The 15,064-nt window shown below is 61.2% G+C and carries 13 protein-coding genes; 5 read left to right on the top strand and 8 right to left on the bottom strand.

Annotation, left to right across the window (positions count from 1 at the left end):
* Window positions 1-46: 46 nt before the first annotated feature.
* The 5 genes from J3A65_RS00100 to J3A65_RS00120 all read left to right on the top strand — a co-directional run bounded on the left by J3A65_RS00100 (window position 47) and on the right by J3A65_RS00120 (window position 7,652).
* Window positions 47-526, top strand: coding sequence for a formate dehydrogenase subunit gamma (locus J3A65_RS00100; protein ID WP_209898234.1), 480 nt, complete (start codon window positions 47-49; stop codon window positions 524-526).
* Window positions 523-2,079: an NADH-quinone oxidoreductase subunit NuoF gene (locus J3A65_RS00105; RefSeq protein ID WP_209898237.1), complete on the top strand. Its 1,557-nt coding sequence runs from the start codon at window positions 523-525 to the stop codon at window positions 2,077-2,079. Before J3A65_RS00100 ends, J3A65_RS00105 begins: the two co-directional genes overlap by 4 nt.
* A gap of 288 nt (window positions 2,080-2,367) precedes the next feature.
* Window positions 2,368-5,247, top strand: a complete 2,880-nt coding sequence (gene fdhF, locus J3A65_RS00110) for a formate dehydrogenase subunit alpha (protein ID WP_209898240.1) — start codon at window positions 2,368-2,370, stop codon at window positions 5,245-5,247.
* A gap of 305 nt (window positions 5,248-5,552) precedes the next feature.
* Window positions 5,553-5,870 (top strand): formate dehydrogenase subunit delta, encoded by a 318-nt coding sequence (locus J3A65_RS00115; protein ID WP_209898243.1) that lies wholly within the window; start codon window positions 5,553-5,555, stop codon window positions 5,868-5,870.
* Window positions 5,871-5,996: 126 nt separating this feature from the next.
* A complete protein-coding gene (locus tag J3A65_RS00120) occupies window positions 5,997-7,652 on the top strand; it encodes an OFA family MFS transporter (protein WP_209898246.1) in 1,656 nt (551 codons plus the stop codon).
* Window positions 7,653-7,717: 65 nt separating this feature from the next.
* Here the strand turns inward: J3A65_RS00120 and J3A65_RS00125 are convergent, their stop codons facing one another.
* From J3A65_RS00125 to aroQ, 8 genes are all read right to left on the bottom strand, one after another.
* On the bottom strand, window positions 7,718-9,607 hold the full coding sequence (locus tag J3A65_RS00125; protein ID WP_062576410.1) for a sugar phosphate isomerase/epimerase and 4-hydroxyphenylpyruvate domain-containing protein: 1,890 nt from the start codon (window positions 9,605-9,607) through the stop codon (window positions 7,718-7,720).
* 81 nt (window positions 9,608-9,688) lie between these two features.
* A complete protein-coding gene (locus J3A65_RS00130; RefSeq protein ID WP_281064450.1) occupies window positions 9,689-10,468 on the bottom strand; it encodes an amino acid ABC transporter ATP-binding protein in 780 nt (259 codons plus the stop codon).
* Between the two features lie 16 nt (window positions 10,469-10,484).
* The gene (locus J3A65_RS00135) at window positions 10,485-11,129 is read right to left on the bottom strand and encodes an amino acid ABC transporter permease (protein ID WP_062459043.1); all 645 of its coding nucleotides are present in this window, start codon (window positions 11,127-11,129) and stop codon (window positions 10,485-10,487) included.
* A gap of 13 nt (window positions 11,130-11,142) precedes the next feature.
* Window positions 11,143-11,805 carry an amino acid ABC transporter permease gene (locus tag J3A65_RS00140; protein ID WP_092664176.1) on the bottom strand — a complete coding sequence of 221 codons (663 nt, stop codon included), beginning with the start codon at window positions 11,803-11,805 and terminating at the stop codon, window positions 11,143-11,145.
* Between the two features lie 37 nt (window positions 11,806-11,842).
* The gene (locus tag J3A65_RS00145; protein ID WP_209898250.1) at window positions 11,843-12,670 is read right to left on the bottom strand and encodes an aldo/keto reductase; all 828 of its coding nucleotides are present in this window, start codon (window positions 12,668-12,670) and stop codon (window positions 11,843-11,845) included.
* Window positions 12,667-13,491 carry a TIM barrel protein gene (locus tag J3A65_RS00150; RefSeq protein ID WP_209898253.1) on the bottom strand — a complete coding sequence of 275 codons (825 nt, stop codon included), beginning with the start codon at window positions 13,489-13,491 and terminating at the stop codon, window positions 12,667-12,669. The genes J3A65_RS00145 and J3A65_RS00150 overlap by 4 nt, the downstream gene beginning before the upstream one ends.
* A complete protein-coding gene (locus J3A65_RS00155; RefSeq protein WP_209898256.1) occupies window positions 13,488-14,549 on the bottom strand; it encodes a Gfo/Idh/MocA family oxidoreductase in 1,062 nt (353 codons plus the stop codon). The genes J3A65_RS00150 and J3A65_RS00155 overlap by 4 nt, the downstream gene beginning before the upstream one ends.
* Window positions 14,546-14,986, bottom strand: coding sequence for a type II 3-dehydroquinate dehydratase (aroQ, locus tag J3A65_RS00160; RefSeq protein ID WP_174197518.1), 441 nt, complete (start codon window positions 14,984-14,986; stop codon window positions 14,546-14,548). The genes J3A65_RS00155 and aroQ overlap by 4 nt, the downstream gene beginning before the upstream one ends.
* Between the last annotated feature and the right edge of the window lie 78 nt (window positions 14,987-15,064).

Consider the following 15,064-nt stretch of genomic DNA (forward strand, 5'->3'; position numbering starts at 1 on the left):
GCTGTCGTGGAGGTCGGCTTGCGGGATCAGCGGGGAGGCCGCTCATATGAACATGCATATTTCCGCCGGTGAGTTCACCGCGCGGTCGCTGAGCATTATCGCAAGCCTGAAGCATCTCGAAGGGCCGATGCTGCCCATCCTGCATGCCATTCAGGCGGAGTTCGGTTACGTGCCGGATGAGGTCAAGCAGGTGATCGCGACCGAACTCAACCTGTCTCGCGCCGAGGTGCACGGCGTCGTCACCTTCTATCACGAATTCCGCGATCATCCGGCGGGCCGTCATGTGCTGAAGCTCTGTCGGGCCGAGGCCTGCCAGTCGATGGGCAGCGACCATATCGCGGATCGCGCCCGGCAGGTTCTCGGGATCGATTTTCACCAGACGACGCTCGATGGCTCGGTCACGCTGGAGCCGGTCTACTGTCTCGGTCTCTGCGCCTGCGCACCGGCCGCGATGATGGACGGCGAACTCTTTGGTCGGGTCGACGAGCAGTGTCTCGGCGACATGGTGCAGGAGGCAAGGCGATGACGGTTACGATCTTCGTTCCGCGCGATGCCGCCGCCCTCGCCCTCGGCGCAGACAGGGTGGCAAAGGCCATCGCGCAGGAAATCGACAGCCGCGGGCTGGATGCCAAGCTTGTCCGCAACGGCTCGCGCGGCATGGTCTGGCTGGAGCCGCTGGTCGAGGTCGAGACGGACAGAGGGCGCGTTGCCTACGGTCCGGTCAAGACCGGCGACGTGGCGGGTCTGTTCGATGCCGGGTTGATGGATGGCGGAGGCCACGACCTCTGTCTCGGGCTGACGGAGGAAATTCCTTTCCTTCGTCAGCAGACCCGGCTGACCTTTGCCCGCTGCGGCATCACTGATCCCCTGTCTCTCGACGATTATCGTGGGCACAACGGACTTGTGGGCCTTCGGAACGCCATCGCAATGTCGCAGGCCGAGATCGTCGCTCAGGTGACCGACAGCGGACTTCGCGGCCGCGGCGGTGCCGGTTTTCCGACCGGCATCAAATGGAAGACGGTGATGGACGCGCCGGGCGACCAGAAATACATCGTCTGCAATGCCGACGAGGGCGACAGCGGCACGTTTGCCGACCGGATGATCATGGAGGGTGATCCCTTCGTGCTGATCGAGGGCATGGCGATCGCAGGCATCGCGACCGGCGCCACGAAGGGTTATGTCTATACCCGTTCCGAATATCCGCATGCCATTGCTACGATGACCGAGGCCGTCGAGATCGCCCGCGCTGCTGGCATCCTCGGGCTTTCTGTAATCGGCTCGGTCTATGCCTTCGACATCGAGATCCGCTCCGGTGCCGGCGCCTACGTCTGCGGCGAGGAGACGTCGCTCTTGAACTCGCTGGAAGGCAAGCGCGGTACCGTGCGGGCAAAACCGCCGCTACCGGCTTTGCAGGGATTTCTCGGCCGGCCGACGGTGGTCAACAACGTCATCTCTCTCGCCTCTGTGCCTGTGATCATGGAGCGCGGCGCAGAATTCTACCGGGATTTCGGCATGGGCCGCTCGCGCGGCACGATCCCGATTCAGATCGCCGGCAACGTCAAGCATGGCGGCCTGTTCGAGGCGGCTTTCGGGCTGACGCTCGGCCAGATCATCGAAGATATCGGTGGCGGCACGGCGACCGGGCGGTCGGTCAAGGCGGTACAGGTGGGCGGTCCGCTCGGCGCTTACTTCCCTAGGCAACTTTTCAATACGCCCTTCGACTACGAGGCCTTTGCCGAAAGAGGCGGACTGATCGGCCACGCGGGCATCTCGGTGTTCGATGATAGCGCCGACATGCTGAAACAGGCCCGTTTCGCAATGGAGTTCTGCGCCATCGAAAGCTGCGGCAAGTGCACACCCTGCCGCATCGGCTCCACCCGCGGCGTCGAGACGGTCGACAAGATCCGCGCCGGCATCGAGCCTGACAAGAACAAGGTGCTGCTGGAGGATCTCTGCAACACGATGAAGTTCGGCTCGCTCTGCGCGCTCGGCGGCTTCACGCCCTATCCGGTCATGAGCGCGATGAACCATTTTCCGGAGGATTTTGCGCCGGCACCGATGGTGGAGGCGGCGGAATGATGAGGAGTGCTCTGCGTAGCAGACGAAAAGCCAACGATTTGGCTTTTCGAATTACGAATGCCCGCAGCTATAGCGAAGGGCGGGCAACAAGACCCCTCCCGCTCGCTGTGCTCGCCGCCCTCCCCACAGGTGGGAGGGCTCAACCTGCCGCGCGGCTTGCTTCCCTATTGGGCATTGTCGCCCCGGCATCTGTTCGCCCCCCTTGTGGCGGAGATAGCTGGCAGGCCAGAGGGGATCTTTCTCCACGCCGCCCAGTCCACACCCCCATTTTCAAACAGGAGACGCATCATGTCCCTCGTTCATGAAATCGACTACGGCACACCAGTTTCGAAATCCACCGAGACGGTGACGCTGACCATCGACGGGCGCCAGATCACCGTTCCCGCCGGCACCTCGATCATGCGGGCTTCGATGGAAGCCGGTATTCAGGTGCCGAAGCTCTGCGCCACCGACATGGTGGATGCCTTCGGGTCCTGCCGGCTCTGTCTCATCGAGGTCGAAGGCCGCAACGGCACGCCGGCCTCCTGCACCACGCCGGTCGCGCCCGGGATCGTCGTCCACACGCAGACGGAGCGGCTGAAGCAGATCCGCAAGGGCGTGATGGAGCTCTACATCTCCGACCACCCGCTCGATTGCCTCACCTGCGCCGCCAATGGCGACTGCGAGCTGCAGGACATGGCGGGTGCCGTCGGGCTTCGCGACGTTCGCTATGGCTACGAGGGCGACAACCATGTGAGGGCCCGGACCGACGGCGCCATCAATGCGAAGTGGATGCCGAAGGACGAGTCGAACCCTTACTTTACCTATGACCCTTCCAAATGCATCGTCTGTTCGCGCTGCGTCCGCGCCTGCGAGGAAGTGCAGGGCACATTCGCGCTGACAATCGAGGGCCGCGGTTTCGAGAGCCGCGTCTCGCCCGGGGCGCATGAACATTTCCTCGATTCCGAATGCGTCTCCTGCGGTGCCTGCGTGCAGGCCTGTCCGACCGCGACGCTGACCGAGAAATCGGTAATCGCCATCGGCCAGCCCGAGCATTCGACGGTCACGACCTGCGCCTATTGCGGTGTCGGCTGTTCGTTCAAGGCTGAAATGCGCGGCGAAGAACTGGTACGGATGGTACCGTGGAAGGACGGCCAGGCTAATCGCGGCCACTCCTGCGTCAAGGGACGGTTTGCCTATGGCTATGCGAGCCACAAGGACCGCATCCTCAATCCAATGATCCGCGAAAAAATTTCCGATCCCTGGCGCGAGGTGAGCTGGGAAGAAGCGTTCAGCCATGTCGCCTCCGAGTTCCGGCGCATCCAGTATCAGTATGGGCGCGAGTCGATCGGCGGCATCACCTCGTCGCGCTGCACCAACGAAGAGACATTCCTCGTTCAGAAGCTGATCCGCGCCGGTTTCGGCAACAACAATGTCGACACCTGCGCCCGCGTCTGCCATTCGCCGACTGGTTATGGGCTCGGCCAGGCTTTCGGAACCTCGGCCGGAACGCAGAATTTCGACAGCGTCGAGCACACCGACGTGGTCATGATCATCGGCGCCAACCCGACCGACGGTCATCCGGTATTCGGGTCGCGGCTGAAGAAGCGGTTGCGGCAGGGTGCGAAACTCATCGTCATCGATCCGCGCCGCACCGATATCGTCCGCTCGCCCCATGTCGAGGCAGCGTTTCACCTCCCCTTAAAGCCAGGCACCAATGTGGCTGTCCTGACCGCGCTGGCGCATGTCATCGTCACCGAGGGACTGTTTGCCGAAGCCTTTATCCGCGAGCGCTGCGACTGGTCGGAATTCGAGGATTGGGCGGCGTTTGTTTCGGAAGACGCGCATAGCCCGGAAGCGACGGAGGCCTATACCGGCGTTCCCGCCGATCTGCTGCGCGGTGCAGCCCGGCTGTTTGCGACCGGCGGCAATGGCTCGATCTATTACGGTCTCGGCGTCACCGAGCACAGCCAGGGCTCGACGACGGTGATGGCGATCGCCAACCTTGCCATGGTCACCGGCAATCTCGGCCGGCCCGGCGTCGGCGTCAATCCGCTGCGGGGCCAGAACAATGTCCAGGGCGCCTGCGACATGGGCTCCTTCCCGCACGAGCTGCCGGGCTATCGCCACATCTCCGACGATGCCACCCGCGAGACATTCGAGAAACTGTGGGGCGTGACGCTCAACAACGAACCGGGGCTGCGCATTCCCAACATGCTGGATGCGGCGGTCGAGGGCACATTCAGGGGCATCTACATCCAGGGCGAGGATATCCTGCAGTCCGACCCGGATACCAAGCATGTCTCCGCCGGTCTCGAAGCGATGGAATGCGTCGTCGTGCACGACCTGTTCCTCAACGAAACCGCCAATTACGCGCATGTCTTCCTGCCCGGCTCGACCTTCCTCGAAAAGGACGGCACGTTCACCAATGCGGAGCGGCGCATCAACCGGGTTCGCAAGGTGATGAGCCCGAAGAATGGCCTTGCCGACTGGGAAGTGACGCAGAAACTGGCGCAGGCGATGGGGCTGCCGTGGAACTACACCCATCCGTCGCAGGTGATGGACGAGATCGCCGCTACGACCCCGAGCTTTGCCAAGGTCTCCTACGACTATCTGGAAGAGATGGGCTCGGTGCAGTGGCCCTGCAACGAAGCGCATCCGCTGGGTTCGCCGATCATGCATGTCGACGGCTTCGTGCGCGGCAAGGGCAAGTTCATCCGCACGGAATATGTCGCGACCGACGAACGCACCGGGCCGCGTTTCCCGCTTCTGCTCACCACCGGCCGTATTCTGTCGCAGTACAACGTCGGGGCGCAGACGCGGCGGACCGACAACGTCGTCTGGCATGCGGAAGACCGTCTTGAAATCCATCCGCACGACGCCGAGCAGCGTGGCATCAAGGACGGCGACTGGATCAAGCTTGCCAGCCGGGCCGGCGATACGACACTGCGGACTCTCATCACCGACCGCGTGGCGCCGGGTGTCGTCTACACCACCTTCCACCATCCCGATACGCAGGCGAATGTGATCACCACCGACTATTCCGACTGGGCTACCAACTGTCCGGAATACAAGGTCACGGCAGTGCAGGTGTCTCCTTCCAATGGCCCGACGGAATGGCAGCAGGACTACGGCGACCTGTCGCGCAGATCGAGACGCATCGCAGGTCGAATGGAGGCTGCGGAGTAATCGGAATTATCAATTGCAAATAGGCAGTCGGTGAGGCCGCAGGGCTCTTGCAAACAGGTCAAGAACCAGATTAAGGGGGAGTGCCAATTTGTCGCAGAGTCCTATGACGCCACTGTTCGTCGCAAGTGCAGTTCTTGAAACTAGCCGTCGTAACGGAAACAGTGCAACTCGCTCAATCTTGGTACCAGCCAATCATACGATAGGTTTCAGCTATCATAGCCGGAGAAATTCGGTTGCGCGGATCGGCGGGACCTATCGCGCTCCGTCCATGAAGGGTCGCTTCATCGCCATCGGAGTTTCTAACGATGTCGCATGATCAGTTTGACACGAGCGTGCCCGATGAACATCACGGCCACGAAAAGCTGGTCCGAATGGCAAACCAGATCGCAACATTTTTCCTGTCGCAGCCGGAAGGCGTGCGGATGGATGGCGTTGCCACGCATATCAATAAATTCTGGGAGCCGCGCATGCGCCGGCACCTTTTCGAGCATCTCGATGCCGGCGGCGCAGGACTGCTGCCGCTTGTCATCGAGGCTTCGACACTGATCCGCCGACCGAAAGAAACGGACGGTATGGGTACGGGAACCAAAGAGGGAACTGCCGTGGGTACTTCCGGACGTTAGGGAATGGGGCCAGACGAAACCGCTTCCGGCAGATCACACCGGAAAGCATCACGTGCGCTCGCCTTCAGCTGGAGGGCAGTGGTGAGTTCACGTTGAAAGCCATTACTCAGAGAGGGATCTTCTTTTATGGCAATTGCAGGAACAGCAGGAGGCCGCGCCGAAAGCGCCGGTCTCCTGGAGAAGGAACGTATTATCGCAAAACCGGGCTTCAACCGTTGGCTTGTGCCGCCGGCAGCGCTTGCTATCCACCTTTGCATCGGCATGGCCTACGGCTTCAGCGTCTTCTGGCTGCCGCTTTCGCGCGCCATTCCCGGTGCGGCCGACCCGTCATGCACAGGAATGGGCCTGCTGACGGCCCTGTTTACAACAAGCTGCAACTGGCGCGTTGCCGATCTCGGCTGGATCTACACGCTGTTCTTCGTGTTGCTGGGTTGCTCCGCCGCCATTTGGGGCGGCTGGCTTGAAAAAGTGGGGCCACGCAAGGCTGGTTTCGTATCGGCATGCTGCTGGTGCGGCGGCATTCTCGTAGCCGCAATGGGCGTCATGACCCACCAGCTTTGGCTGATGTGGGTGGGTGCTGGCGTGATCGGCGGCATCGGTCTCGGTCTCGGCTACATCTCGCCGGTATCGACGCTGATCAAGTGGTTCCCGGACCGCCGCGGCATGGCGACAGGCATGGCGATCATGGGCTTCGGCGGCGGCGCAATGATCGGCGCTCCGCTTGCCAACCTTCTGATGAACTTCTTCAAGACCGACGTATCGGTCGGCGTGTGGCAGACCTTCATCGCCATGGCGGCGATCTATTTCTGCTTCATGATGGGTGGCGCCTTTGGCTACCGCATCCCGCCGGCAGGATGGCGTCCTGAAGGCTGGACACCGCCGGCTTCGAAGTCGACGATGATCACGACGAAGCACGTTCACCTGCGTGACGCCCACAAGACAAAGCAGTTCTGGCTGATTTGGGCCGTGCTTTGCCTCAACGTCTCCGCCGGTATCGGCGTTATCGGCATGGCATCGCCGATGCTGCAGGAAATCTTCGCCGGTTCGCTGATCGGTCTGCCGGACGTCGCGTTCGCGCAGCTCGACGCTGGACAGAAGGCACAGATCGCAGCAATCGCTGCGGGCTTCACCGGCCTTCTGTCGCTCTTCAACATCGGCGGACGCTTTGTCTGGGCCTCGCTTTCGGACAAGCTCGGCCGCAAGAACACCTACTACACGTTCTTCATCCTCGGCATTATCCTCTATGCAACCGCACCGACACTTGCCAACCTCGGCAACAAGGGTCTGTTCGTTCTGGCATTCGGCATCATCCTGTCCATGTATGGCGGCGGCTTCGCAACCATCCCGGCCTATCTTGCCGATATCTTCGGAACCCAGTTCGTCGGCGCGATCCACGGTCGTCTTCTGACGGCCTGGGCGACTGCCGGCATCGTCGGTCCGGTCGTGGTGAACTACATTCGTGAAGCGCAGATTGCTGCCGGCGTTGCGCCGGGACCGGCTCTCTACACCGGCACGATGTATATTCTTGCGGGCATGCTTGTGCTTGGCCTCATCGCCAACTCGCTGGTGCGGCCGCTTGCCGACAAGTGGTTTATGTCCGACGCAGAGGTTGCCTCGCTGCAGGCAAAGACTGCCGCTGCAAATGCTGGCCCGACCGGTTCATTCGGCATCGGCAAGGGTGGCTTCTCCGCTCAGGCCGCTCTCGCCTGGGCCGTCGTCGGCATCCCCATGATCTGGGGCATCTGGGTCACGCTGAAAAGCAGCCTGGTTCTGTTCGGCTAAGCCAAAAACGCATGAGGGGCCGGCCTACCCGGCCGGCCCCTCATCACCAAAGGTTCCCGCGAAGCCTAAAGCCGTGGCACACCTTCCGGCCTGATCTGTTTCTTCAGGGCCGCAATGCGGAAGATCGCATTGGCTGCGCCATAACCGCGATAATCGCGCCGCTGGACGATCTCGAAGAAGAAGCCTTCCCCAAACGTGCCGCTATAGAGCTGGAAGTATTCGCCGTTCTCGTCGCGGTCGTAGAGAATGTTCTCCGCCTTTAGCCTCTCCGTCAGGTCCGGATCGAGACCGAAGCGGGTTTCCACGTCGCCATAATAGTTTGGCGAGATCGGCAAGGGCCGGAAGCCGTTCGCCTTCAGGGCCGCGGCCGTCGCAAAGATATCCGCAGTTTCGAATGCCAGATGCTGGATGCCGGACCCGAATGTCTCCGCAATAAAATGCCCAGCAAGCGTTCGCCGGTTTTCCGCACCATTGAGGGTAATGCGAAGGTAGCCTTGCGGCGCTTCGACAACCTGGCTGCGCACCACGCCCGATGGGTCGATGATATCGACCATCGGCGTCTTCTGCATCTCGAAGATCGAGGTGTAGAAAAGCACCCAGGTGAGCATCTCCTCATACGCTACCGTCTGGGCGATATGATCGACGCTCAGGAGGTGGGCATCCTGCTTCTTATGCTCATCATCGACTGGGGCGAAATCGATATCCCAGATGCGGGAAAGATCCGTCTTGTCATCGAGCAGGTAGATCAGACCTCCGCCGACACCGCGGATAGAGGGGATCGTCACCTCGCCCGTCTCGACGGGTTGATTGAACACTTCGGCGCCCAATGCCACCGCACGATCCATCGCATCGCGCGCGTCGTCCACCTTCAAAGCCATTGCATAGGCCGAGGTGCCGTGCACGGCGTAGGATGCACTCGCAAAGCCCATCTCGTCCGTATTCAGAAGTAGTTTGATATTGCCCTGCGAAAACACGCTGACTTTCTTGCTGCGGTGTTGTGCGGTCTTGGAAAAACCGAGCGTGCGCAAGATGCCGGCCAGTTCTCCGGCGTCGGCCTCGCTTGCCGAAAATTCGACGAAGCCGACCCCTTGCACGGCGCTGCGGTCCGGCATGACCGGGAGCGTCAGGCCCGACGCATTCGGATTGCGACGCACCCGATCTCCAAGCGTGATCAGTGATCGGTGACCATCTGCCGCGATAGCCTTTGCCGAGCCGCCGCGGAACTGGTCATTGAAGATCTCCAGCGAGAAATAGCCATCATAGCCGGTTTCGGCGACGGCGCTGGTAAATGCTTCGACCGGCAGATCTCCCTCGCCCGGCATGTTGCGGAAGTGTCGGCTCCAGTAAAGCAGATCCATGTCGATCAATGGCGCATCGGCCAGCTGGACGATGAAGATCTTTTCCTTCGGGATAGAGCGGATCGAATTGATGTCGATCTGTCGCGACAGCGTGTGGAAACTGTCGAGGATGATGCCGATATTCGGGTGGTTGGTGCGCCGGACAACTTCCCAGGCATCGCGATGATCGGAAATGTGTTTGCCCCAGGCGAGCGCCTCGTAACCGACTTTCAGGCCACGCTTGGCAGCGCGTTCCCCGAGTTCGTGAAAATCCGCCACCGCTCGATCGATACCGCCGAGCGCGAGCGGCGACACGTTGGAGCAGACGAGGACCAGATCGGTGCCCAGCTCCTGCATGATGTCGAACTTGCGCTCCGCCCGGTCGAACAGCCGCGAGCGGTGCGGTTCCGGCATGCCCTCGAAATCGCGGAAGGGCTGGAACAGGGTAATCTCCAACCCGTGATCGCGGACCATGCGCCCGACATCGGCAGGAGTCCCGTCGAAGGCCAGGAAGTCGTTTTCGAAGATCTCGACACCGCTGAACCCCGCCTGCGCAATGGCTGCAAGCTTTTCCGGAAGTTCACCGCTGATCGATACGGTCGCTATGGACGTCTTCATGACTTGCCCTCGTTTGCTTCAGCCTCGTTTACGGTGTGCCTTAAGCGCTTACGCATGCAGATACGCGCCTTGTACGCGGGTTCAATGATGCGACAGGATCTCGCCCAGGAATGCCCGGGTCCGGGGATGGGCGGGCGCGCTGAAGAAACTTTCGGGATCATTTTCCTCGACGATCTCGCCGTCGGCCATGAAGATGACGCGGTCGGCGACCTGGCGGGCGAAACCCATTTCATGCGTCACGCAGATCATCGTCATGCCGTCGCGGGCGAGCGACACCATCGTATCGAGCACTTCCTTGACCATTTCAGGGTCAAGAGCCGAGGTTGGTTCGTCAAACAGCATTGCCTTGGGTTCCATGCAGAGAGCGCGGGCAATCGCGACGCGCTGCTGCTGGCCGCCGGAAAGCTGGGCCGGGTATTTGTCCGCCTGATCGCCGATGCGGACCCGTTCCAGATATTTGCGGGCCGTCTTTTCCGCCTCGGGACGCGACAGTTTGCGCACGCGCATGGGCGCGAGAATGCAGTTCTCGAGCACCGTCTTGTGCGGGAAAAGGTTGAACTGCTGAAACACCATTCCGACTTCGCGGCGGACCGCATCGATCGCCTTCTGGTCGTCCTTTACGGTATGGCCCGATACGACGATCTCGCCACCCTGACTTGCTTCCAGCCGGTTGATACAGCGGATCAGCGTCGACTTGCCCGACCCCGACGGACCGCAGAGAACGATCTTTTCGCCCTTTGCGACGGTCAGGTTGACTTTCTTGAGGGCGTAGAATGCGCCGTACCACTTTTCCACGTCGCGCATCATGATCATCGGCTCTTTGCCGGTCGACTGGGCGTTGGTGTTGGTCACAATTGCCATGGTCATTTTCCCTACTCTATCTTGCCAAACCGGCGGACATACGCCGCTCGATGCGTCGTCCCCACAGGGACAGCGGCCAACACATTGCGAAATACATGGCGCCGACGACGCCGAACACGAGAAGCGGTTGGTAGATCTGGTTGGAGACGATCGAACCTGCACGCGTCAGCTCGATGAAGCCGACGATGGCAGCAAGCGACGTGCCTTTCAGAAGCTGGACCAGGAAGCCGACGGTTGCCGGCAGCGATAGCTTGAAGGCCTGCGGCATGATGACGTCGAACATCAGGCTGCGGGTGTGGAGGCCGAGCGCATCGGCAGCTTCAGTCTGGCCCTTCGGCACCGCCTCGATCGCGCCACGCCAGATTTCGCCCAGAAATGCCGAAGCATGCGCGGTCAGCGCGATGCCGACGGCGGCCCAACCGGGTAGATCGAAGCCCAGAAGCGGCAGGCCGAAATAGGCGACGAAGAGCTGCATCAGAAGCGGTGTGCCCTGGAAGAGCCCGATCCAGCCGATTGCGATATAACGGACCAAGGCGATCCTCGACACCCGCATCAGCGCCACGATGACGCCCGAGATGATGCCGCCGACAAAGGCCATCGCGGTCAGGACAAGCGTCCAGCCAAGGCCTTGCAGCAGGTAGGTCAGTTCTTGGTATCCCATATCCTGGTCCTCCTCAGCGCTGCGGATAGTTGAAGGCACGCCGGCCAATGGCGGCAAGCGTCCACATGGTCACCATCGAAATGACGAGATAGATGCCGGTCAGGGTGAAGTAGGTCTCGAAACTGCGGAAGGTTTCAGCCTCGATACGCTGACCCACCGATGTCAGTTCGTAAGCCGAAATCGAGGTGCAGATCGCGGTCGTCAGCGTCAAAAGGATGAACTGGCTCGACAGCGACGGATAGATGGCCCGCAGCGCCGGCTTCAGCACGATCATCCGGAAGACTTCATGATTGTGGAGGCCGAGAGCCAGACCGGCCTCGGTCTGCCCCTTGGGAATGCTTTCCACACCACCGCGAATAATCTCGATCGCATAGGCGCCACCGTTCAACCCCAGTGCCAGAACCGCGGTCATGGTGGGGTTGAGCCGGACGCCGGCCAGAGGCAGCGCAAAGAAGATGAAGTAGATCTGCACGAGGAAAGGCGTGTTGCGGATCACCTCGACGAAAGCTGTGACGAGAAAGGACGGGATGACCATGTTCGTTCTGAGGATCGCCACGCCCAGCACGCCGATAACAGTCGCAATCATCATGCCGGCTACGGCCAGGAACAGGGTTCCCAACGTGCCATAGACCAGCGATTGCCAAGCATCGGTGACGACGCTGAAATCAAGTGTCATGTTCTACCTCCCTCATTGCCTTCACCATCGCCGCGTCTCAGTCCCAATCGGGTTCCCACTCGAAACGGGAATAGCGCTCGCCACGCGCCAGCGCATGAATGGCAGCCATGTCTTCCGACGACAGTTCAAAATCGAAAATGTCCATGTTGGACCGGATGTTTTCGGCCTTCGCGGAGCGCGGAATGGCACCGACATGGTCTTGCTGGACATGCCAGCGCAACGCTATCTGACCCGCCGATTTGCCGTACTTCGCTCCGAGCTCGGTCAGCAGCTTGGAGCTGAACACCTTGCCGCGGGCAATCGGCTGATAGGCATTGAGCAGGATGTCGGCCCGGCGCATGCGCTCGAGCAGTTTTTCCTGCGACAGGAATGGATGATATTCGACCTGATTGCAAAACAGCTCGGCCTTGTGGACGTCGAGCGCCTCGTCGAGCAGTGCCACGGTGAAATTGCTGACACCGATCAGCCTTGTTTTGCCCTTGGCTTTTGCCTGCGCAAATGCATCAAGCGTTTCGCCGAGGGGCACGTCCTTGGTTGGCCAGTGGACGAGGAGCAGATCGACATAGTCGAAACCCAGCCGTTCCAGGCTCTCATCAACGCGGGCGGCGACCGTTTCCGGATCGAGATCGTTGAACCAGATCTTGGTGGTGACGAAGAGCTCTCCCCGTGCCACGCCGCTTTGGCGAATGGCGTTGCCGACTTCGACCTCGTTTCCATAGCGTATCGCAGTATCGATCTGGCGGTAACCGAGTTCGATGGCAGTACGGATCGCCGCCTCGCCTTCCGGTCCTTTCAGTTCGAATGTGCCGAAACCGAGGCTCGGGATATCCACGCCCTGGATGGTCTTTATTTGCAAGCCGGTCATTGGCCCTCGTCGGATTCGGGTTCGAGAATTCTGCGCGACGCGATCAGCGTTCGCTTGGCCCATTCTGCAGCGGAAAGGCCAGCCGATTGCTCGTCGTTGGGGATTTCCACAGCGACCGGCAGATCCGCCGGCATCGCCGCAAACATGCCGGCAAGGTCGAGCTCCCCCTCGCCCGGCAAAAGCCGCGCGTGGCGGGCCGTGTAGTTCAGTTCTTCCCGCGTCTCCGGGATCTTGGCTGGAGCATCGCAGATCTGCGCATAGTTCAGCCACTTGCGCGGCACAGCAGTGATCTCTTCGATTGTCGTGCGGGCCCGCGAGACATGCAGCGTATCGATGATCACGCCCTGATTCGGCTGGTCGGCCGCGCTCAGGACGCGGATCGCAGCGCTGAGATCCCGCAGCTCCGATTGCGGCATGAACTCCAGATCCATCGACAGGCCGAACGGACGTGCTGCCTCGCACAGTTTGACAAAGGAGGTTGTCAGACGACCCTCGTCGGCATCGTCACCGGCAACAAGAATGGCGCGGGCGCCGAGCTGGCCGGCACATTCGAGAAACGGCAGCAGCGGCTCCGGATCGAAATCCGGCGAAATCCGGATCATCTCGATATCGAACACTGCAACGCCGCTGTCGCCCATCAGGCTTATCAGGGATTTCACGCGCGCCGGGTCATCCATCAGCGGATAGGCAAGGCCGCCGGGAAATGCCGGCATCAGGCGTAAGCCGAGATAGTCGTATCCAGCGTCTGCCGCCGCACGCACCGCTTCTTCCGGTGCGACGCCGAGCCCGGTCAGAAAAGAGAGGGACCATGTCTTCTTCATGCGGCCACCTTTGCCGGTGAGAGCATTTCAGCGAGCGTCACGGTGCGATCCTCGCGCCCGGCGAGATCGACCGCAAGCGTCGCGGCAAGCGTCGACATCCCGTCGCGCGCGCTGATCAGCGGCGTTGCATCGCCACGGATCACATCCACGAAGTGGTCAAGCTGGTTGACATAGGTGAGCGAGCCATCGCCGGGGCGGTATTCGCGAACCAGCGGATGCTGCCAGTGATCGTTTTCTTCCGCGTGCCGCCAAAGGTACATGTCAGAAACAGACAGTGCTGCCTTTCGTCCGGCGAGGAAAAGGCAGGGACCGGGCTGTGCCGGATGATAGAGCGCCTGCCCGGACGTATATTCCCAGGCCCAGGGGCTGACGGCTGCGTCCGAGATCAGGAATGTGCCGAGCACGCCGTTGACGAAGCGGATCGAAATGCTTGCGGTGTCTTCGACCTCAAAACCGCGGCGGGCCGAGGATGTGAAGGCGCGGATGCTTTCGATCTCGCCGACCAGATAGCGCAGGACGTCGATATCGTGGATGAGGTTGATCAACAACACGCCGCCGCCGCGCTTGCGACGCCATTCGGTGTTGAAATAGTCGTCCGGCTTGTCGAACAGGGTCATGCCGCTGACAGCGACCAGCGGTCCGAGTTCTCCGGCGTCGATGGCGCGTTTGGCGGAACGGATGTCGGGGCTGTGGCGGCGCTGATGACCGACAAGAACGGGCACCCCGCCTCGCTCCGACGCCTCGACAATGCGGGCAGCCGAGGCGATGCTTTCGGCGATCGGCTTTTCGATCATGCAGGGTACGCCGCGCTCGATGCAGGCGAGAGCGGCCGGTGTATGGAGATTGTTCGGCAGCGCGATGATGGCGCCGTCGGGCTTTGCCTCGTCGAGCATGGTGTCGTAGTCGGCAAAGTACGGGACGGAGAGGCGCGCGGCGAGTTCGGCTGCAGCGGACGACGGATCGCAGATCGCAGCAATTTCGGCGCGGCGGTTGGACACCAGGAGGTCGGCATGTTCGCGGCCGATCAGACCGGCACCCATCAGACCGATGCGGGTCATTGCGTCATCTCCGCCATGGCGCGCAGAGCGAGGCGATAGCCGTAGGCACCGAAGCCCGCCATGACTGCCGTCGCGGTCTTCGAGACGAGTGACTTGTGATAGATTTCCTCGCGCTGATGCACGTTTGAAATGTGCAGCTCGATCTTCGGCTTGTCGAAGGTCTTCAGCGCATCAAGAATTGCGATCGACGTGAACGTGTAGGCAGCCGGATTGATGATGATACCCGCGGCGTCATGGCGGGCGGCGTGAATGGATTCGATGATCTCGCCTTCAAAATTCGACTGGCGGAAATCGATCGCGACGCCGAGTTCGGCGGCATCCGCTTCCAGCCAGCCACGGATTTCGTCGAGCGTCGTGCGGCCGTAGATATCCGGCTCGCGCTGACCGAGAAGATTGAGATTGGGTCCGTTCAGAATAAAGATCGTGCGCATGTCCATGCCTTTTGCTGCAGATCGGGGCGCGCTTTTCCAATCGCGGCTGCGCGCCCCGTTTCGTCATGCGGTCGTGGAATTGAC

The sequence above is a fragment of the Rhizobium sp. PvP014 genome (genome assembly GCF_017876855.1).
In the GTDB taxonomy this organism is placed as follows: domain Bacteria; phylum Pseudomonadota; class Alphaproteobacteria; order Rhizobiales; family Rhizobiaceae; genus Neorhizobium; species Neorhizobium soli.